Raw genomic sequence first — 17,692 nt, 5'->3', positions numbered from 1 at the left:
TCGAATGACTGATCGCGGCTAGCCGTGAAAGACTTTGTGCTTAGACCGACACAGAATATCAGCTGTGAAGGGGGCGTGCCGCGGCTCTCGCTGTTCAGGCGTTCGACTTCTGACTGAACTGGGCTGCCGGCCTTAGAAAAACCAGCGGCCCGTCTCCTCCCCTTTACCGTTTTGCGCTGACATGCCAGTTCATCGTCATCTCAACCACCGTCTCGTCCGCCTCGTTGCGGATATCGACAGTTACGTCAAAAGCGACCTTACCGTCCTCTTGCAAGGCCGATAGCAGTTCAGCGCCGGGGCGCGAGGTTTTGGCATGGGCGGTCAACGTGCCTTCTGCAATCTTTTTGAACGCGATCTGCCCCATGGCTGCAACGGGCCTCATGTCCATGATCACCGGCGCGATGGCCCCTGCCATGGCCGCCCCTGATGCCGCCTCGCCCAATGTAAACATCGCGCCAGCATGCTGGGTGCCGATGTGGTTGGAGGTTTCATGCCGCTGCACCAATTCAGCGCTGGCTGTCCCGTCGCCAAGCTCTAGAAGTTTCACCCCGACATGACCCGCAAAGGGCACAGCTGTGTCGAGATGGGCTTTGATCATGTCGTAGGGGGTCATGGGTCCGCTCCGTCTAAGGTTTGAACTACATTGGCGAAGGACAGCGTGCCATACAATCCTGCCGCCGGGTCACCGCGCAATAACGATATCCGCGCGCAACCCGCCCAGCCGTTGCGCTTCGCCCAGCCGTAGCACCCCGCCATGAGCACGGGCGATGTCGGTGGCAATGGCAAGGCCAAGTCCCACGCCGCCACCCTTGTCTTGATTGCGGGCCGGATCAAGCCGCGAAAACGGGCGCGTCGCTTCATCGCGACGTTCTTGTGGGATGCCGGGGCCGTCATCTTCGACGCGAATGCGCAGGGTGCGGTCGCTCAGCATGACCGAGACTTCGGCCTGTGTGCCATAACGTACCGCGTTAGAGATCAGGTTATCGACCGCCCGGCGCATGGCCACTTTGCGCAGCTTCACCCTGCCCTCGCCGCTGCCTTCAGGCGGGAGCAGTGTCACATTGCGGCCGCCGCGTTGCGCGTCTTCGACGATGGTCTGCACGAATTTATGGGGCTCCACCTTCTCGGGCTCCCCTTCGGCGGCGCCCTTAGCAAAGTTCAAGAACTCATCCAGCATCCGCTGCATATCATCGACATCGGCCAAAAGCGGTGCTGCGTCCTCTTCATCGATCATCGACAGACCAAGGCGCATCCGCGTGAGCGGTGTGCGCAGGTCATGGCTTACCCCCGACAACATCAGCGTACGCTGCTCAATCTGCCGCTCAATCCGCGCGCGCATGTCCACAAAGGCATTGCCTGCCGCGCGCACTTCGACCGCGCCTGTGGGGGTATAGGGTTCATGGCGCCCCCGGCCAAAAGCTTCGGCAGCGCGGGCCAAGCGCTTGATCGGGCGCAGCTGGTTGCGCAGGTAGATTGATGCGATGACGCTAAGCAATACGCCAAAGAAAACCGTATAGACGAAAAGCTGATGCGGGTTGGAAGCTGAGATGCGCCGCCGCTCAAACTGAATACGCAACGGGCCGTGAACGGTTTCCACATAAAGCACGACAAAATCATCATCGCTGAGGTCCACCGCCTCAATCCCGTCCATCTGGCTTCTAAGCCGTGGGATCAGCACCCGGCCCGAGTAATCGTACCACAGCATCTTGTCGACTTCTGGAAGGGGCCGGTTGGCTGGGGTCACAACGAAATCAAGCGGCCCGGCGCGTGCCTCAACCGCCATTGGGGCCGATTGCAGATCGGGTGCGGTGCCAACGGCCAGCATCACCAGTTCCAGCTCACGCAGGACGGTGTCGGTCATCTGGTTGGTAACGCCTTCGAAATGTCGCTGGGCAAAAATCACCACAACGACCAACTGCAAAACCACCACCGGCAGCAGCAGGATCAGCGCGGCGCGTCCGTAGATGCCGCGCGGCACATATCGTTTGAGCCAAGCAAAATTCATGGCTAGACCTTAGCCAGCCCCCTGCCCCTGCGAAAGGTGAAACCATGCTGCCACCCAATGACTTTGACCCCGAGATCGGAGTTGCCAAAATTTTGGAGCCCGGTCTGCGCCGGATTGTCGCGCCAAACCCCTCGCCGATGACCTATCGTGGCACCAATACCTACCTGCTGGGCGGCAGTGATATCGCTGTGATCGACCCCGGCCCCGATCATCCCGCACATCTTGAGGCGATCCTGAACGCGCTGGAACCCGGCCAACGGGTCAGCCATATCATCGTGACCCATACGCATCTCGATCATTCACCGCTGGCGCGTCCCTTGGCAGAGCGCACAGGAGCAGAGATCTGGGCCTTTGGTGACGGCACATCCGGGCGTTCACCGATCATGCAAGATTTGGCGCAAGCGGGGCTAATGGGCGGCGGTGAGGGTGTCGATCACGACTTTTCGCCTGATCACACTTTGGCCGATGGCCATGTACTGCGTGGCGATGGCTGGGCGCTAGAGGCGTTGCACACGCCGGGCCATATTGGCAATCACCTCTGCTTGGCTTGGGGGGACGCCTGTCTGACCGCAGATCACGTTATGGGCTGGGCGACCTCTCTGGTCTCTCCCCCCGATGGTGATCTGACGGATTTCATGGCGTCCTGCGAAAAACTGACCGCGCGGGAATGGCGGGTGTTCTACCCCGGCCACGGCGCGCCGGTTTTCGATCCCAATGCGCGCCTCAATTGGCTGGTCGACCATCGCCGCGCGCGGGAGGCCTCGATCCTCCAAGCGCTTCACGACGGCCCCGCCACAGCCGAGGATCTGGCCCGCGTAATATATACCGAAACGCCGCCCGCTTTGCTGGGCGCTGCCACGCGAAATGTGTTAGCGCATTTGGTCGATTTGACAGGCCGAGGGCGCGTCGCACCTCAAGGTGCGTTGCAGGCCGATGCGCTTTTTGGCCTCAACACATAGGCGAAAACCGGGGATTCCGTCGCAAAATCGCAACAAATGCCCCATTTTGGGCGTAATCCGGCCCCTTTATGGACCTGAACCGCGCCCAAGTTGGTTGCAGGGGTAAGAGACATCGAACCCCAGCGAGCAGCAAAGGAGCTACCCGATGGCCCGACTAGACAGAACGCCGCAACCGCAAAAACCCAAACCTGAGCAGACTCCGAAAGGCATCTCGGCCCAACCGCCGCAGCGGCCCACGCCTCTGATCACAGACTACGCCAGCCTCTGAGTTGCGCCCAGCAGCACACCGGACGGGGACGGTACTTTAGGGAACTTTGACCCCTGACACGGCGTTTGCGCTCTATAGCAGGACACGCAAGGACGCCCATGGAACCGCACACCCCCTCCCACGAAGCCGACCTCGCCCGCCTCCGCCGTTTGGCGGTGAGCATGGACAGTGCGTTCAAATTGCCGGTCGTTGGCGTGCGTATGGGGTGGGATTCGATTTTGGGCTTTGTGCCCGTTGTCGGCGATACGTTGGCGCTGTTGCCAGCTGCCTATATTTTAAAGGAATCGCACCGCATGGGCGCACCCAAGGGTGTTTTGGCCAAGATGTTGGTAAACACAGGCATCGACTATGTGATCGGCTCGGTCCCGCTCGTGGGTGATCTGTTCGATATTGGCTGGAAATCCAAACTGCGCAACGTCGATCTGCTGGAGCGCCATCTGAAAGATCAAGCTGCCAAAGCGCCGCCGACGGGCGACGTCGAAGGGCGCATGTCCTCGCATCATCCGACACTTAACAACTGATCTAAACGCAAAAGGGCCGCCCGAAGGCGACCCTTTTTTTGTCCGGAGAACGGTGGCTTAGCCAACCAGTTCAAGACCGGAGAAGAAGTACGCGATTTCAACCGCTGCGGTTTCCGGTGCGTCGGAACCGTGAACGGAGTTTTCGCCAACGCTTTCAGCAAATTCTGCGCGGATGGTGCCAGCTTCGGCATCTGCGGGGTTGGTTGCGCCCATGACTTCGCGGTTTTTCGCGATGGCGCCTTCGCCTTCAAGAACCTGAGCAACGATCGGCGCGGAGGCCATGAATTCGCACAGTTCGTCATAGAAGGGACGCTCGGCGTGTACCTTGTAGAACTCGCCCGCCTGCGCTTTGGTCAAATGGATGCGCTTTTGTGCGACAACGCGCAGACCAGCGTCTTCGAATTTCTTGACGATGGCACCGGTCAGGTTGCGGCGGGTTGCGTCGGGCTTGATGATCGAGAAAGTGCGTTCGAGGGCCATTGGCTGTACTCCATAGCGGGTGTTGATTTGCGCGCTCCCTAGCATGGGGTCATGCACATGAAAAGCCGCGATTGACCTTCTGCTCAGGTTGCTCCAAACGGCGTGCATGTTACGCATTTCAGAAATCAACTACTCCGTCGAAGGTCGCCCTCTGTTTGAGGAAGCCTCCGCCGTGATCCCCGAGGGCCACAAAGTGGGCATCGTCGGGCGCAATGGCGCGGGCAAGACCACGCTGTTCAAGATCATCCGTGGCGAACTGTCGCTCGATAGCGGAGAGTTCTCTCTGCCGTCCCGCGCCAAGATCGGCGGCGTGGCGCAGGAGGTGCCGTCCTCCGAGACCACGCTGATCGACACGGTGCTGGCTGCCGATGTGGAGCGTGCCCGGCTGATGCTAGAGGCCGAAACCGCCGAAGACCCGACCCGCATCGCCGACATCCAGACCCGTCTGGCCGATATCGACGCTTGGTCCGCCGAAGGCCGCGCGGCGTCGATCCTCAAGGGTCTGGGCTTTGACGATGAAGAACAACAGATGCCCTGCTCTGCCTTTTCGGGCGGTTGGCGGATGCGTGTGGCGCTGGCGGCGGTGCTTTTTGCCCAGCCTGATCTGCTGCTCCTCGACGAGCCGACGAACTACCTCGACCTAGAAGGCGCGTTGTGGCTGGAGAGCTATCTGGCGAAATACCCCCATACGGTGCTGATCATCAGCCACGACCGTGGCCTGCTGAACCGTGCCGTCGGCGGTATCCTGCACCTCGAAGATCGCAAGTTGACCTACTACCAAGGCCCCTATGACCAATTCGCCCGCCAGCGCGCCGAGAAACGCGCGTTGCAGGCGGCGATGGCCAAGAAACAGCAGGCCCGCCGCGATCACATGCAAAGCTTTGTCGACCGCTTTAAGGCCAAGGCATCAAAGGCCAAACAGGCCCAATCACGTCTGAAGATGATCGAGAAGATGGACATGATCACCGCGCCCGAGGATGTGGCGCGTAAGGTCTTCACCTTCCCCGAGCCCGAAGAACTGTCGCCGCCGATTATCAACATCGAGAACGGCTCGGTCGGCTATACCGAGGACAACCCGGTGCTGACGCGCCTGAACCTGCGCATTGACCAAGACGACCGCATCGCTCTGTTGGGCAAGAACGGTCAGGGTAAATCGACGCTGGCCAAGCTGCTGTCAGACCGGCTGCCGCTGATGGCGGGCAAGCAAATCAACTCCAGCAAACTGCGTGTGGGCTTCTTTGCCCAGCACCAAGTGGATGAGTTGATCGTCGAAGAGACGCCGCTACAGCATATGATCGCCGCCCGCCCAGGTGTGCTGCAGTCAAAACTGCGCGCGCAATTGGCGGGCTTTGGCCTTGGCCCCGAACAGGCCGAGACCGAAGTGGGTCGCCTGTCGGGCGGGCAAAAGGCGCGATTGTCGCTGCTCTTGGCGACGCTCCACGCGCCGCATCTGCTGATCCTCGATGAGCCGACCAACCACCTCGACATCGAATCGCGCGAAGCGCTGGTCGAGGCGCTGACGCGCTACTCAGGCGCCGTGATCCTTGTGAGCCACGACATGCACTTGCTGTCGCTCGTGGCCGACCGGCTTTGGCTGGTGTCGAATGGCACCGTCAAACCCTATGAGGATGATCTCGAAGCCTACCGGAAGATGCTGCTGACGCCGGAAAAGCCCGTCAGCAAGAACCCTGCCAAGCCCAAAGAAGCACCCAAAGCCAAACGCGCCAGCCGTGACGAGGTGCTGGCGCTCCGGAGCGAGGTTCGCAAGGCCGAAGCGCGGATGGAAAAGATCAACGAGATGCGCGACAAATTGGCTAAAAAGCTGGCCGACCCCGCACTCTATGAAGACGCCAAAACCGGCGAGCTTGAGGTCTGGAACAAGAAATACGCAGAGGTGATGGACGCGCTTCACCGCGCCGAAGCACTTTGGATGGGCGCTCAGGAGAAGCTGGAAAAGGCCAACGCCTGATCCGATACCGTTCTAATTATAAAGTCGCGGGGGTCGCCTAGAGGGCGGCCCTCGTGCATTCTGGCAAAACGCGAACCGCCAAGGAAGACCGATGACATTCGATACCGCCTATATGATCACCGCTCTCGTCACGATGTTCGTGGTGATCGACCCCATCGCCATCGCGCCGGTCTTCTTGGCGTTGACCCGTGGGATGAGCAACGCTCAAAGGCGCAAAATCGCATGGCGCGCGGTGGGTGTGGCTGGATTGATCCTGCTGATCTTCGCCGCCTTTGGCGAAGCAGTGCTTGGCTTTATCGGGATTTCGATGCCTGCTTTCCGCGTCGCGGGTGGGATATTGCTCTTTATCACCGCCCTCGACATGCTGTTTGACCGCCGCACCAAACGGCGCGAGGACCGTGCGGATGAGGATGACCACGACGATCCATCGGTCTTTCCCATGGCTATTCCGCTGATCGCTGGCCCTGGCTCCATCGCCTCGGTCATCCTGCTGACGGGGGAGAAACCGGGCGGCGAAGGGTTGCTAACCATCATCGTGATCACCGCGCTGACACTGGTGGTTATGGCGCTGACCATGCAAGTAAGCGGCGCACTTGAGCGCGCGATGGGCAAGACCGGCATTAATATCATCACCCGTCTGCTCGGCATGCTGCTCGCGGCCCTTTCGGTTCAATTTGTGCTCGATGGCCTGGCCGCTTTCGGCTTTGGCCCCGGCCCGATGCCCGGCTGACATTTGCGCTTTGCGTTCCTATATCTCTGATAAGGGAGCGCATTCATGGCCGACATCGACACAGCACATCTGATCTACCTCATTGTCTTGCTGACCATGTTGGCGGGCTGGTTCTTCCTTCAGAACCGTCCCAACATCAACAAGTCCCTGCAACAGGCGGCCGTTTGGGGGCTGATCTTTGTCGGTGCCGCTGCGGGCGTGGGGCTGTGGCAGGACATCACCCGCGACAGCGCGCGCCAGCAACTCAGCATCAGCGATGCGGGCGAGATCATCCTGCCGCGCGGGCGCGATGGTCATTACTATCTCACGGCCCAGATCAATGGCGCACCGGTGCGTTTTGTCGTCGACACGGGCGCGTCCGATATCGTTCTAACCAAATCTGATGCTGCGCGGATTGGCATTAACCCTGATGAGCTTGATTACCTTGGCAGGGCTGGCACCGCCAATGGCGAAACGCGCACTGCATTCGTTCGATTAGATCAGGTGGTGGTTGGCCATGCAGTTGATCGCAATGTGCCAGCGGTCGTAAATGACGGCGTGATGAGCCAATCGCTTTTGGGCATGGGGTATCTGCAACGCTGGGGCCGCATTGAAATCAGCGGAGGCGAGCTGCGACTAAGCCGCTGAAATTAGGTCTGGCCATACCCCGATTGTGCAGAAAGAATGTAATTCGCCGCAAAATGACGCCGCATTTGCCGTGAATTGGACAGGTTTTCGCCCTTTTGCTCAGATATCTGCAGGGCATAACTGTACCTGATTTTGGAGAACATGCTGCTATGCTGTCAAGTATTCTAGGGGGGTCTTCCTCCTACCAACAAAGCAAACCCCCGGCGTCTGAGCCTGCTCCGGCCCCCGAGGAAAATCAAAACGACGCCCAGCAGGCTGAAACAAAGCCTGCCGGCGAACCCAAGACCACGCAAAACAGCGCTGCCGCGCAGGAGACCACTAAGTCTCAATCGCTGCAGGCCACTGCTCAAGCAAAACCGGCAGAGGCGGCCCCCAAAGCTTCGGACGCTGAGAACGAAGCCTTCGCCCGCGCAGCGGCACAGCGTAACGTTGACAGTGTACGCACCCGTGCCCTGCTCGACACCATCGCGCCGGTGAACAACAGCGCCGTCGAGTCCGCCAAGTCCTACGCGAGCAAGGTTGAGCCGGAAGCGCAGAATGCCAAGGCGAGCAACGCCGCCTCTGTCGCGAAACCCGCGCTAGACAAAGCGGCCTAAACCGCAATTTGAGGCGGGGGTCGTTTGGCCCCTGCCCCTGCTTCGCTGGTACTCAAGTTTCAGCTTTCTTTTCCCAGCGACCACTTTCTTCCGACCAATACTGCGCCGAAGCTCCTTCGGATTTCAGCCGCTTCCACAGGCCCCGCGCCTGATCCAACGCCATCGGATCATGCCCGTCGAACAACACGCAGACCCGTTCTAGCGCTGCAATCTCCTCGGCGGTGACATCGGCCCCATGCACGGCCATCAAACAGTCCGCGCGATTGGGGGTGCCATCTTCCAAAGTCAAAAGCACCGGTTGATCCGCGTCCTGCGGTCCGCCCGCCATGCCATGCGGCAGAAAACTGTCTTCGGAATATGTCCAAAGCGCCCGGTCCAGCGCTTGCAGTCCTTCCCGGTCCGTCCCACGCAGGGCCACGTGCCAACCGTTGGCGAGCGACTTTTCCAGCAGCATCGTCAGCGTCTCGACCAGAGGTCGCTGGGTCAGGTGGTAGAAGTAAGCCGCCCCCATATCCAACTCAGCCCTTCTCGAAACGGTCGGCGACCAGACGGTTCAGCGCCGCCACGCCCCAGCCTGTCGCGCCTGCAGGTGCCAGCGTGGTTTCGGACTTCATGGAGGCGACGCCGGCGATGTCCAGGTGGATCCATGGCGTCTCGTCTTTCACGAAACGCTTGAGGAATTGTGCAGCCGTGATCGACCCCGCCGGACGCCCGCCGATGTTTTTCATATCGGCGATGCGGCTTTTCAACTGATCGTCATAGCCTTGGCCCAAAGGCATCCGCCAGGCGCCTTCGCCTTCGTTCTCAGCTGCTTTTAGGAACGCGTTGCACAGCTCATCGTCGTTTGAGAAGACGCCCGCGTTTTCATGACCCAGCCCGATAATGACCGCACCGGTCAGCGTGGCCAGATCGATCATCGCCGCAGGTTTGAAGCGGTCCTGTGCGTACCACATCACATCGCAGAGCACCAAACGCCCCTCGGCGTCGGTGTTGATGACCTCAACCGTGTCGCCCTTCATAGTGGTAATCACATCGCCCGGACGGGTCGCATTGCCCGAGGGCATGTTTTCGACGATGCCCACCAGCCCCACGACGTTCGCTTTGGCCTTGCGCAGCGCCAGCGTGCGCATCACGCCGGAGACGACGCCCGCGCCGCCCATGTCCATGGTCATGTCTTCCATGCCCGCGCCGGGTTTGAGGCTGATACCGCCAGTGTCAAAAACCACGCCCTTGCCAACCAGCGCCAGCGGAGCGTTGCCCCCCGCGCCGCCGTCCCACCGCATCACGACAACTTTGGAGGGGCTATCGGAGCCCTGACCAACCGACAAAAGCGTTCTCATTCCGAGGCTTGCAAGTTCTTCCTCATCCAATACTTCAACTTTTAGCCCCAAGCTTTCCATCTCGGCCAGACGCTCGGCAAAGTTGGTGGTGGTCAGGATGTTGGCGGGCGCGTTCGTCAAATCGCGCGTCATAAACGCGCCTTCGGCAACCGCCATCAGCGGCGCTGCCTCCTCACACGCGTCATCGGGCTTGGAGCACATCACCTCAACGCTGCCCTTGCGCGGCTTCGGGGCGGATTTGTGATCCTCAAACCCATAGTCCCGCATCGCCAGACCGAAAGCCACATCAGCCACCCGGCGCGTGCCTGCAGCGAGCATTAACAGATCGCTGTCGCCGCGGTATTTGGCCAAAGCGGCGCCTGCCTTGCGTGCGGTCATCACCTCGGCGCGGCGCGGCATATGCACCACGTCGACCGCCTCTGCCGCCATGCCAGCGGGGAAACCCATGCTGAGCGCATCACCGGGTTTAAGTTTGGTAAAACGATCACTCTCCACCAGCCGCTGCAACGCGCCCTTGGTCAGTCGGTTCACCCGCCGCGCCCCGGCATCAAGCCGCCCCTCTGGCTCAAGAAACACCGCGATCCGTCCTGAATGCTCCGCGATACGGTCTATGTCAGTCTCAGCAAAAGTGATGGGAGTCAGATCGGTCATGGGATGCCTCATGTTTGATTTTGCCCAGACCTAGCGCGCCGCGCCGCGCATGGCCAGATAGCAGTTTTCCCGCCCCGCGAATTGCTTTAGGATCTCTCCAAACGCCGTCAGAGCATCTCGGGGGATCAGAGTGGCACGAATTGACCGCTACATGCTGTCGCAACTTCTGGTGATGTTCGGCTTTTTCGCGCTGGTGCTGGTGGCCCTGTTCTGGATCAACCGCGCAGTGGTTCTGTTCGACAGGCTGATCGGCGATGGCCAATCTGCACTGGTGTTTTTGGAGTTCACGGCCCTTGGCCTGCCCAAGCTCATCGTCACCGTCCTGCCAATCGCGACCTTTGCCGCCTCGGTCTATGTCACCAACCGCATGTCGGGCGAATCTGAGTTGACCGTGCTTCAGGCCGCAGGCTCTGGTCCGTGGCGGTTGGCGCGGCCAGTGTTTGTTTTCGGGCTTTGCGTGGGGTTGATGATGACGGCGCTAAGCCATTTTCTGGTTCCCATGGCACAGGGTCAGCTAAAACAACGCGAGGCCGAAATCTCGCGCAATCTCACCGCCCAGTTGTTGACCGAGGGAACCTTTCTGCATCCCTCTGACGAGGTTACCTTCTATACCCGCGCCATCGATAACGACGGCGTGCTGCGCGATGTTTTCCTGTCGGATCGCCGCAAGGCCGATGAGGGGGTGATCTATACCGCCGCCGAAGCCTATCTGGCGCGCAATGGAGACAACACCACGCTGATTATGCTTAACGGCATGGCGCAGCGGCTGGATACCGAGCAGAACCGGCTGGCCACGGCCAAGTTCCGCGACTTTTCTTTCGATATTTCCCCTTTGGTCAGCACTGATGATGCAATTGATCAGTCGGTCAGTTCAATGGTGACCCCAGACTTACTGTGGGACTGGGCCGGGATTGCTGCTCAGCTTGACACCTCGCCGGGGATCATCGCCGAAGAACTGCACAGTCGCCTCGCCCAACCGCTCTTTTGTGTCGTCGCCGCGATGATCGGCTTTGCCACGTTGATCCTTGGCGGCTTCTCGCGCTTTGGCGTATGGCGCGAGGCGGTGATCGCCTTTGGTCTGCTCATCGCGATTGACGGGCTGCGGGGGACTTTGGTGGTGCAGATACGTGAGACCGCAGCGCTTTGGCCGCTGGCCTATCTGCCCTCGCTTATTGGGGCCGTCTTGACGCTGGCAATGCTTTGGCAAGCGGCGCACCCGCGCTGGATCAGGCGCCGTCTGGGTGGCAAGGGGGCGACCACATGATCCTGCATTTCTACTTCGCACGTCGCTTTTTCACGAGCTTTATGGTGATCACGGCAGTGCTTGCCGCCTTGGTGATGCTTGTTGATGGCGTGGATCAGGCGCGGCGTTTTGCTGACGACGATGTCGGCTGGGATCAGGTGCTGGGCATGACACTGCTGAATATGCCGCAGACGATCAATATGATCCTGCCGCTGATCATGATCCTCGCCACAGTGGCGCTGTTTATCGGTCTGGCGCGGTCCTCGGAACTGGTGGTGACCCGCGCGGCGGGGCGCTCTGCCCTGCGTGCGCTGGTGGCGCCGGTGGTGGTGGCGCTGATTATTGGGACGCTGGCGGTGGCCGTGCTTAACCCCATTGTGGCCGCCACCACCGAACGTTCGGAGCAGCTGACGCAGAAATACCGATCGAACGGCAGCTCGGCTCTTTCGGTAAGTGACGAAGGGTTGTGGCTGCGGCAAGGGACGGAGGAAGGTCAGTCGGTTATTCGCGCGTGGCGCACCAACAGCGATGCATCCGTCCTCTATAACGTGACGATCATCAGCTATGATGCCGAGAAAGGCCCGATCCGCCGGATTGAAGCCGAGAGCGCGCAGCTGAGCGGGGGCGACTGGCAGTTGACCGGGGCAAAGATCTGGCCGCTGGAAGCCGGGGTCAACGCCGAAGGTGCGGCAGAAGAGCATGAGACACTGACCATCCCCTCATCCCTCACCGTAGAGCGGATCCGCGAGAGCATCGGCCGGGTGTCCGCCGTTTCCATCTATGAGCTGCCCGAATTCATTCGCCAGTTGGAACAGGCGGGGTTCAGCACGCGCCAGCATGAGGTCTGGCTGCAGGCCGAATTGGCGCGGCCCTTCTTTCTGGTCGCCATGGTTCTGGTTGCGAGCGCATTCACCATGCGCCATACCCGCTTTGGGGGGACAGGCGTTGCTGTACTGGCCTCAATTTTGCTGGGGTTCGGTTTGTATTTCATTCGCAGTTTCGCACAGATCCTTGGTGAGAACGGCCAGATCCCCGTGACCCTCGCCGCTTGGGCACCACCCGTGGCTGCGATTTTTCTGGCATTAGGCCTGCTTTTGCACGCGGAGGATGGCTGACATGCGCGCGGCTCTGGTTGGACTTGCGCTTTGTGTTGCGCCCCTTTCCCTAAATGGGCAAACGGCCCCAGCCGCGGACCGGCCCGCCGTTCTTGTGGCCGATCAGGTGTTCATCACCCGCGATAAGGTCTTGGTCGCGCAAGGAAATGTCGAAGCCTTTCAGGGCGAGACGCGGCTGCGCGCGACGGCAATCCGCTATGATCAGGCCACTGGCGCGCTCAGCATTGAAGGGCCGATTGTCCTGTCAGAGGGTGAGAACACCACGATCCTCGCCGATGCGGCGTCGCTTGACGCGGGGCTGCAATCGGGGCTGCTGCGCGGTGCGCGGATGATCCTTGAGCAGCAATTGCAGCTTGCCGCAGTGCAGATCAACCGGGTCGAAGGGCGCTACAGCCAACTTTACAAAGCCGCCGTAACATCCTGTAAAGTTTGCGAAGATGGCGAAACGCCGCTTTGGCAGATCCGCGCCAAACGGGTGGTGCATGACCAACTGGCGCAGCAGCTTTACTTTGACGAAGCGCAATTCCGCATCAAGAATGTACCGATCTTCTACCTACCCCGGCTGCGCCTGCCTGATCCCACATTGGACCGCGCCACAGGCTTTCTGACACCCACCATCCGCTCTTCGTCGCAGTTGGATGTTGGGCTAAAACTGCCCTATTTTATTAAGATAGGTGATCACCGCGACCTCACGCTCACGCCTTATCTGTCATCAGAGACGCGCACGATGGAATTTCGGTATCGACAGGCGTTTGTTGCGGGGCGGATTGAGTTTAACGGTGCAATCACACGCGATGATCTGGAACCAGATGAGACGCGCGGCTATCTGTTTGGCACCGGCACCTTTGATCTGCGACGCGACTACAAGCTGTATTTCGACATCGAAACCACCAGCGACACGTCCTATCTTAGCGATTACGGCTACTCGGACAAAGACCGCTTGACCAGTGAGTTGACCGTCAGCCGCGCGCGGCGGGACCAATATGTCCGGGCAAGCTTGCTGAATTATCAATCGCTACGAGATGGCGAGGACAATGATTTGCTGCCCAATCTTGTTTTGGATGGCGAATATCAACGACGATATTTCCCGACATCGATTGGCGGCGAAGTTCAGCTGTCTCTGGAGGCCCATAGCCACCGCCGGACTTCTGACCTAAGCACCGACGGCGATGGCGATGGCGAAGCTGATGGGCGCGATGTGTCGCGGATCAACGTCGAGGCCGATTGGATGCGGCGCTTTACCTTTAACAACGGACTGGTAACCGATTTGCAGGCAGGGGCGAGCTTTGGTCTGTTCAACATCGCCCAAGACGCCTTTTACACCGAACGGCACTATGACCTCGTGCCGCACACCTCTGTATCGATGCGCTACCCCATGCAGCGCCGCGAAGTGAGTGGCGTCGTGCAACAGCTTGAACCTATTGTTCAATTGGGCTGGACTGGTGGCGATCGACTGAACATTCCGAACGAGGAAAGCACTTTGGTCGAGTATGACGAGGGCAACCTTTTGTCGCTCAGCCGCTTTCCCCGGCCCGATCGACGCGAGCGCGGTGCGGTTGCGGCCTTCGGGGTGAACTGGGCGCGTCTCAATCCCACGGGCCTTGATGCCAGTTTTTCCTTCGGTCAGGTAATCCGCGCCAAGGTGGATGATGATTTCACCTTCAGCTCGGGGTTGCAGGGCACCTATTCGGACTTTCTGTTGGCCGGACAGCTGCGCAGCGACAACGGGTTGGCGATTATTGGTCGCGGTTTGGTCGACGACGATTTTGAGGTCGCCAAGGCCGAAATGCGCGGCGTTTGGGAATTCAAGCGCGGGCAGATTTCAGGCAGCTATGTCTGGCTTCAAGAAGACCTCGATGAAGGCCGCGATGAAGATGTGTCAGAGATCACCTTTGACGGCAGTTTTTCGATCAATAACCAATGGCAAGCCTCAGCCGATTGGCGCTTTGACCTTGCCGATGAACGCGCGGCGACGGCGGGACTTGGCCTGAGCTACAACAATGAATGCGTGCAGGTCGACCTTTCCGTCAGCCGCAGTTATTCATCCTCAACAAGTGTTGAGCCCTCAACGGATATCGGTTTTAACATCGGCCTCAGGGGCTTTGCCGCCAACACCGGAACAGAAAGATACGTACGCTCATGTGGGAAGTAACGAAACAGACAGTCCGTGCCGGGCTCCGTGGGACTGCCGCGCTCGCCCTTGCTTTGGTTATCGGGCAATCCGCAGCGGCGCAGAACCTCTTTGCGCCTGTGGCCCGTGTGAATGATGAGGCGATTACGGGCTACGAAGTTCAGCAGCGCCAGCGCTTTATGCAGCTGATCGGCGCGCCGGGGACGGATACCAACAGCGTGATCGACAGTTTGATCGAAGACCGGCTGCGTGGGCAGATCCTTGAGCAAGCAGGCCTTGAAGTGACCCCTGATGGCATACGGGCAGGCATGACCGAATTCGCTGGCCGTGCGGATTTGTCCACCGATGAGTTTCTGAAGGTGCTTGGTCAAGCGCAGATCTCCGAAGAGACGTTTCGCGATTTTATCGTCATCAGCGCTGCATGGCGCGACCTGATCCGCGCGCGCTATAATGGCCGGGTGAACATCACCGACGAAGAGGTAGAGCGCGCCCTCGGCAGCAGCCGGGGCAACAACGGTTTGCGGGTCCTTTTGTCAGAGATCATCATTCCCGCGCCACCCCAGAACGCCGATCAGGTAAACGCCTTGGCCGAGCGGATCGCGCAGAGCAGCTCCGAGGCAGAGTTTTCATCCTATGCGAGCCAGTATTCCGCCACCGCCTCACGCGAACGCGGCGGCAAGATGCCTTGGACACCGCTTGAGAACCTCCCAGTCAGCCTGCGGCCTATCCTTCTGGCGCTCTCGCCGGGTGAGGTGACAGCACCGCTGCCGATCCCGAACGCTGTGGCCCTGTTCCAGTTGCGTGGCATCGAAGAGACCGGCAAGCCGAGCGTTGAGTATTCGCAAATCGACTATGCCGCCTATTACATCCCCGGTGGCCGCTCTGAGGCGGCTTTGACCCGCGCGGCGCAACTTCGGGGTCAGGTCGACCAATGCGATGATCTATACGGTGTGGCCAAGGGTCAGCCCGCGAATGTGCTCGACCGTGGCACCAAGGCGCCAGGTGAAATTCCGCAGGACGTGGCCATTGAATTGGCAAAGCTCGATCCCGGTGAAGTTTCCACCACGCTCACGCGTGCCGATGGGCAAACGCTGGTGTTCCTGATGCTGTGCAACCGCACGACGGCGGCCAATGCGGACGTGGACCGCGACGCGGTGGTCAGCTCGATCCGTCAGCGCAAGCTTGAGGGTTTTGCGACGCAACTGCTGGAGCAAGCCCGCGCCGAAGCCCGCATCACCCGCCAATGAGCCGCCCGTCCCGGCCGGTGGCCATCACCTGCGGTGAACCCGCCGGGATCGGCCCCGAAATCGCCGCCCGTGCTTGGGCGGCGCTTTCGTCTGACATCCCGATGTTCTGGATTGGCGACCCGCGTCACCTGCCCGAGGATGTGCCGCACCGTTTGATCGATAGCCCCGAAGATGCAGGCGCACCGAGCACCGATGCGCTGCCTGTGCTGTCTCATGCTTTCGAAAGCACCGCCCTCGCCGGTGTGCCGCAGCCCGGCCATGCGCAGGGGGTGATTGACGTGATCGCCCGCGCGGTCGATCTGGTGCAGACCGGGGCCGCTTGCGCCATCTGCACCGCACCTATCCACAAGAAAGCCCTGCAGGACGGCGCGAATTTCGCCTATCCCGGTCATACCGAATACCTTGCCGCACTGGCAGGCGTCGAGGATGTGGTGATGATGCTGGCCTCCGACCAATTGCGCGTCGTGCCCGCCACCATTCACATCGCACTCGATCAGGTGCCCCATGCACTGACCCCCGCGGGCCTGCGCCGCACGATTGAGATCACGGCGCAGGAAATGCAGAGCCGCTTTGGCATCACCCGCCCCCGCATTGCTGTCGCTGGCCTGAACCCCCACGCGGGCGAAGGCGGTAGCATGGGGCGGCAAGAGATCGACTGGATCGCGCCGTTGATCCTTGAGATGCAAGGCGAAGGCTACGCGCTGGCCGGGCCGCTGCCCGCCGATACGATGTTCCATGCCCGCGCCCGCGCTGGCTATGACGCAGCGGTGGCGATGTATCACGACCAAGCGCTGATCCCGATCAAGACGCTGGACTTCGACCGGGGCGTTAATGTGACGCTGGGATTGCCCTTCGTGCGCACCTCGCCCGATCACGGAACAGCTTTCGACATCGCGGGCCAAGGGCGCGCCAATCCGACCAGCATGATTGAAGCGATCAAACTGGCGTGGCAGATGGACCAGAAAACATGAGTACTATCGACAATCTACCGCCGCTGCGCGAGGTGATCAACACCCACGAGCTGGCCGCACGGAAATCGCTGGGCCAGAACTTCCTTTTGGATCTGAACCTCACGGCCAAGATCGCGCGGCAAGCGGGGGATATGGCTGATTGCGACGTGCTTGAGATTGGTCCCGGCCCCGGTGGTTTGACCCGTGGTCTGCTGGCCGAAGGCGCGCGTCATGTGCTGGCGATTGAGAAAGACCGCCGCTGCCTGCCGGCGCTGGCCGAAGTGGCGGAACACTACCCCGGACGCCTGACAGTGATCGAAGGCGATGCGCTGGAGATCGACCCGCTGAGCCATCTGACCCCGCCGATCCGCGTGGCCGCCAACCTGCCCTATAATGTCGGGACCGAACTGTTGGTCCGCTGGCTGACCCCACCCACATGGCCGCCGTTCTGGCAGAGCCTGACACTGATGTTCCAACGCGAAGTGGCCGAGCGGATCGTCGCGACGCCCGGCTCCAAAGCCTATGGGCGATTGGCCGTGCTGGCGCAATGGCGCAGCGATGCGCGCATCGTCATGCAACTGCCGCCCGGGGCTTTCACGCCGCCGCCCAAAGTATCGTCAAGCGTGGTGCATCTGACCGCCCTGCCCGAGCCGCGCTATCCGGCTGATCCTGCCGTGCTAAGCCGTGTGGTTGCCATGGCGTTTAACCAACGTCGCAAGATGCTGCGCTCGGCCCTTAAAGGGGCAGCGTCCGATATCGAAGACCGGCTGACCGCCGCCGGGCTGAAACCTACTGACCGGGCCGAGCAGGTGCCGCTGGAGGGCTTTTGCGCCCTTGCCCGGGAAATTGCCAAAGGATGA

At 60.5% G+C, this 17,692-nt stretch carries 17 protein-coding genes; 12 read left to right on the top strand and 5 right to left on the bottom strand.

The window, feature by feature from the left end; all coding sequences use genetic code 11:
• Positions 1–163: 163 nt before the first annotated feature.
• Both WNY61_RS15980 and WNY61_RS15975 read right to left on the bottom strand, forming a co-directional pair.
• On the bottom strand, positions 164–613 hold the full coding sequence (locus WNY61_RS15980; protein ID WP_342852445.1) for a DUF4442 domain-containing protein: 450 nt from the start codon (positions 611–613) through the stop codon (positions 164–166).
• Between the two features lie 69 nt (positions 614–682).
• The gene (locus WNY61_RS15975; RefSeq protein ID WP_342852444.1) at positions 683–2,005 is read right to left on the bottom strand and encodes an ATP-binding protein; all 1,323 of its coding nucleotides are present in this window, start codon (positions 2,003–2,005) and stop codon (positions 683–685) included.
• 44 nt (positions 2,006–2,049) lie between these two features.
• Here WNY61_RS15975 and WNY61_RS15970 point away from each other — a divergent pair, with 44 nt between their 5' ends.
• Both WNY61_RS15970 and WNY61_RS15965 read left to right on the top strand, forming a co-directional pair.
• Positions 2,050–2,964: an MBL fold metallo-hydrolase gene (locus WNY61_RS15970; RefSeq protein WP_342852443.1), complete on the top strand. Its 915-nt coding sequence runs from the start codon at positions 2,050–2,052 to the stop codon at positions 2,962–2,964.
• Positions 2,965–3,330: 366 nt separating this feature from the next.
• Positions 3,331–3,753: a DUF4112 domain-containing protein gene (locus tag WNY61_RS15965; protein WP_007119732.1), complete on the top strand. Its 423-nt coding sequence runs from the start codon at positions 3,331–3,333 to the stop codon at positions 3,751–3,753.
• A gap of 57 nt (positions 3,754–3,810) precedes the next feature.
• Here the strand turns inward: WNY61_RS15965 and ndk are convergent, their stop codons facing one another.
• Positions 3,811–4,233: a nucleoside-diphosphate kinase gene (ndk, locus tag WNY61_RS15960; protein ID WP_342852442.1), complete on the bottom strand. Its 423-nt coding sequence runs from the start codon at positions 4,231–4,233 to the stop codon at positions 3,811–3,813.
• A gap of 106 nt (positions 4,234–4,339) precedes the next feature.
• Between ndk and WNY61_RS15955 the strand changes: the two genes are divergently transcribed.
• The 4 genes from WNY61_RS15955 (at position 4,340) to WNY61_RS15940 (ending at position 8,155) form a co-directional block, all read left to right on the top strand.
• The gene (locus WNY61_RS15955) at positions 4,340–6,202 is read left to right on the top strand and encodes an ABC-F family ATP-binding cassette domain-containing protein (RefSeq protein WP_342852441.1); all 1,863 of its coding nucleotides are present in this window, start codon (positions 4,340–4,342) and stop codon (positions 6,200–6,202) included.
• Positions 6,203–6,293: 91 nt separating this feature from the next.
• Positions 6,294–6,932, top strand: a complete 639-nt coding sequence (locus WNY61_RS15950) for a MarC family protein (RefSeq protein WP_007119735.1) — start codon at positions 6,294–6,296, stop codon at positions 6,930–6,932.
• A 45-nt stretch (positions 6,933–6,977) separates the two neighbouring features.
• The gene (locus WNY61_RS15945; RefSeq protein WP_342852440.1) at positions 6,978–7,559 is read left to right on the top strand and encodes a TIGR02281 family clan AA aspartic protease; all 582 of its coding nucleotides are present in this window, start codon (positions 6,978–6,980) and stop codon (positions 7,557–7,559) included.
• 149 nt (positions 7,560–7,708) lie between these two features.
• Entirely contained in the window at positions 7,709–8,155 is a 447-nt protein-coding gene (locus tag WNY61_RS15940) for a hypothetical protein (RefSeq protein ID WP_342852439.1), read from the top strand.
• A 52-nt stretch (positions 8,156–8,207) separates the two neighbouring features.
• Here WNY61_RS15940 and WNY61_RS15935 read toward each other — a convergent pair whose 3' ends face one another.
• On the bottom strand, positions 8,208–8,666 hold the full coding sequence (locus tag WNY61_RS15935; RefSeq protein ID WP_342852438.1) for a DNA polymerase III subunit chi: 459 nt from the start codon (positions 8,664–8,666) through the stop codon (positions 8,208–8,210).
• A gap of 7 nt (positions 8,667–8,673) precedes the next feature.
• On the bottom strand, positions 8,674–10,146 hold the full coding sequence (locus WNY61_RS15930) for a leucyl aminopeptidase (RefSeq protein WP_342852437.1): 1,473 nt from the start codon (positions 10,144–10,146) through the stop codon (positions 8,674–8,676).
• A 130-nt stretch (positions 10,147–10,276) separates the two neighbouring features.
• Between WNY61_RS15930 and lptF the strand changes: the two genes are divergently transcribed.
• Genes lptF through rsmA form a run of 6 tightly spaced genes read left to right on the top strand, consistent with a single transcriptional unit; the run spans position 10,277 to position 17,692 of the window.
• On the top strand, positions 10,277–11,410 hold the full coding sequence (gene lptF, locus WNY61_RS15925) for an LPS export ABC transporter permease LptF (RefSeq protein WP_342852436.1): 1,134 nt from the start codon (positions 10,277–10,279) through the stop codon (positions 11,408–11,410).
• The gene (gene lptG, locus WNY61_RS15920) at positions 11,407–12,504 is read left to right on the top strand and encodes an LPS export ABC transporter permease LptG (RefSeq protein ID WP_342852435.1); all 1,098 of its coding nucleotides are present in this window, start codon (positions 11,407–11,409) and stop codon (positions 12,502–12,504) included. The genes lptF and lptG overlap by 4 nt, the downstream gene beginning before the upstream one ends.
• Position 12,505: 1 nt before the next feature.
• Positions 12,506–14,656: an LPS assembly protein LptD gene (gene lptD / locus WNY61_RS15915; protein ID WP_342852434.1), complete on the top strand. Its 2,151-nt coding sequence runs from the start codon at positions 12,506–12,508 to the stop codon at positions 14,654–14,656.
• Positions 14,644–15,882: a peptidylprolyl isomerase gene (locus WNY61_RS15910; protein ID WP_342852433.1), complete on the top strand. Its 1,239-nt coding sequence runs from the start codon at positions 14,644–14,646 to the stop codon at positions 15,880–15,882. Before lptD ends, WNY61_RS15910 begins: the two co-directional genes overlap by 13 nt.
• Positions 15,879–16,853 (top strand): 4-hydroxythreonine-4-phosphate dehydrogenase PdxA, encoded by a 975-nt coding sequence (gene pdxA / locus WNY61_RS15905; protein ID WP_342852432.1) that lies wholly within the window; start codon positions 15,879–15,881, stop codon positions 16,851–16,853. Before WNY61_RS15910 ends, pdxA begins: the two co-directional genes overlap by 4 nt.
• Positions 16,850–17,692 (top strand): 16S rRNA (adenine(1518)-N(6)/adenine(1519)-N(6))-dimethyltransferase RsmA, encoded by an 843-nt coding sequence (gene rsmA, locus WNY61_RS15900; protein ID WP_342852431.1) that lies wholly within the window; start codon positions 16,850–16,852, stop codon positions 17,690–17,692. Before pdxA ends, rsmA begins: the two co-directional genes overlap by 4 nt.

This window comes from Sulfitobacter sp. AS92, from assembly GCF_038900015.1.
Lineage (GTDB): Bacteria > Pseudomonadota > Alphaproteobacteria > Rhodobacterales > Rhodobacteraceae > Sulfitobacter.
The sequence above is the reverse complement of the archived record's forward strand: the minus strand, read 5'-3'. Positions and strand labels throughout refer to the sequence as shown.

Bases quoted from the DNA above. Each gene is read 5' to 3' on its own strand.
- WNY61_RS15955 (WP_342852441.1), top strand. From the start codon at position 4,340: ATGTTACGCATTTCAGAAATCAACTACTCCGTCGAAGGTCGCCCTCTG.
- WNY61_RS15980 (WP_342852445.1), bottom strand. From the start codon at position 613: ATGACCCCCTACGACATGATCAAAGCCCATCTCGACACAGCTGTGCCC.
- WNY61_RS15935 (WP_342852438.1), bottom strand. From the start codon at position 8,666: ATGGGGGCGGCTTACTTCTACCACCTGACCCAGCGACCTCTGGTCGAG.
- WNY61_RS15930 (WP_342852437.1), bottom strand. From the start codon at position 10,146: ATGACCGATCTGACTCCCATCACTTTTGCTGAGACTGACATAGACCGT.
- pdxA (WP_342852432.1), top strand. From the start codon at position 15,879: ATGAGCCGCCCGTCCCGGCCGGTGGCCATCACCTGCGGTGAACCCGCC.
- lptD (WP_342852434.1), top strand. From the start codon at position 12,506: ATGCGCGCGGCTCTGGTTGGACTTGCGCTTTGTGTTGCGCCCCTTTCC.
- WNY61_RS15975 (WP_342852444.1), bottom strand. From the start codon at position 2,005: ATGAATTTTGCTTGGCTCAAACGATATGTGCCGCGCGGCATCTACGGA.
- rsmA (WP_342852431.1), top strand. From the start codon at position 16,850: ATGAGTACTATCGACAATCTACCGCCGCTGCGCGAGGTGATCAACACC.
- ndk (WP_342852442.1), bottom strand. From the start codon at position 4,233: ATGGCCCTCGAACGCACTTTCTCGATCATCAAGCCCGACGCAACCCGC.
- WNY61_RS15945 (WP_342852440.1), top strand. From the start codon at position 6,978: ATGGCCGACATCGACACAGCACATCTGATCTACCTCATTGTCTTGCTG.
- WNY61_RS15970 (WP_342852443.1), top strand. From the start codon at position 2,050: ATGCTGCCACCCAATGACTTTGACCCCGAGATCGGAGTTGCCAAAATT.
- WNY61_RS15940 (WP_342852439.1), top strand. From the start codon at position 7,709: ATGCTGTCAAGTATTCTAGGGGGGTCTTCCTCCTACCAACAAAGCAAA.
- WNY61_RS15950 (WP_007119735.1), top strand. From the start codon at position 6,294: ATGACATTCGATACCGCCTATATGATCACCGCTCTCGTCACGATGTTC.
- lptG (WP_342852435.1), top strand. From the start codon at position 11,407: ATGATCCTGCATTTCTACTTCGCACGTCGCTTTTTCACGAGCTTTATG.
- WNY61_RS15910 (WP_342852433.1), top strand. From the start codon at position 14,644: ATGTGGGAAGTAACGAAACAGACAGTCCGTGCCGGGCTCCGTGGGACT.
- WNY61_RS15965 (WP_007119732.1), top strand. From the start codon at position 3,331: ATGGAACCGCACACCCCCTCCCACGAAGCCGACCTCGCCCGCCTCCGC.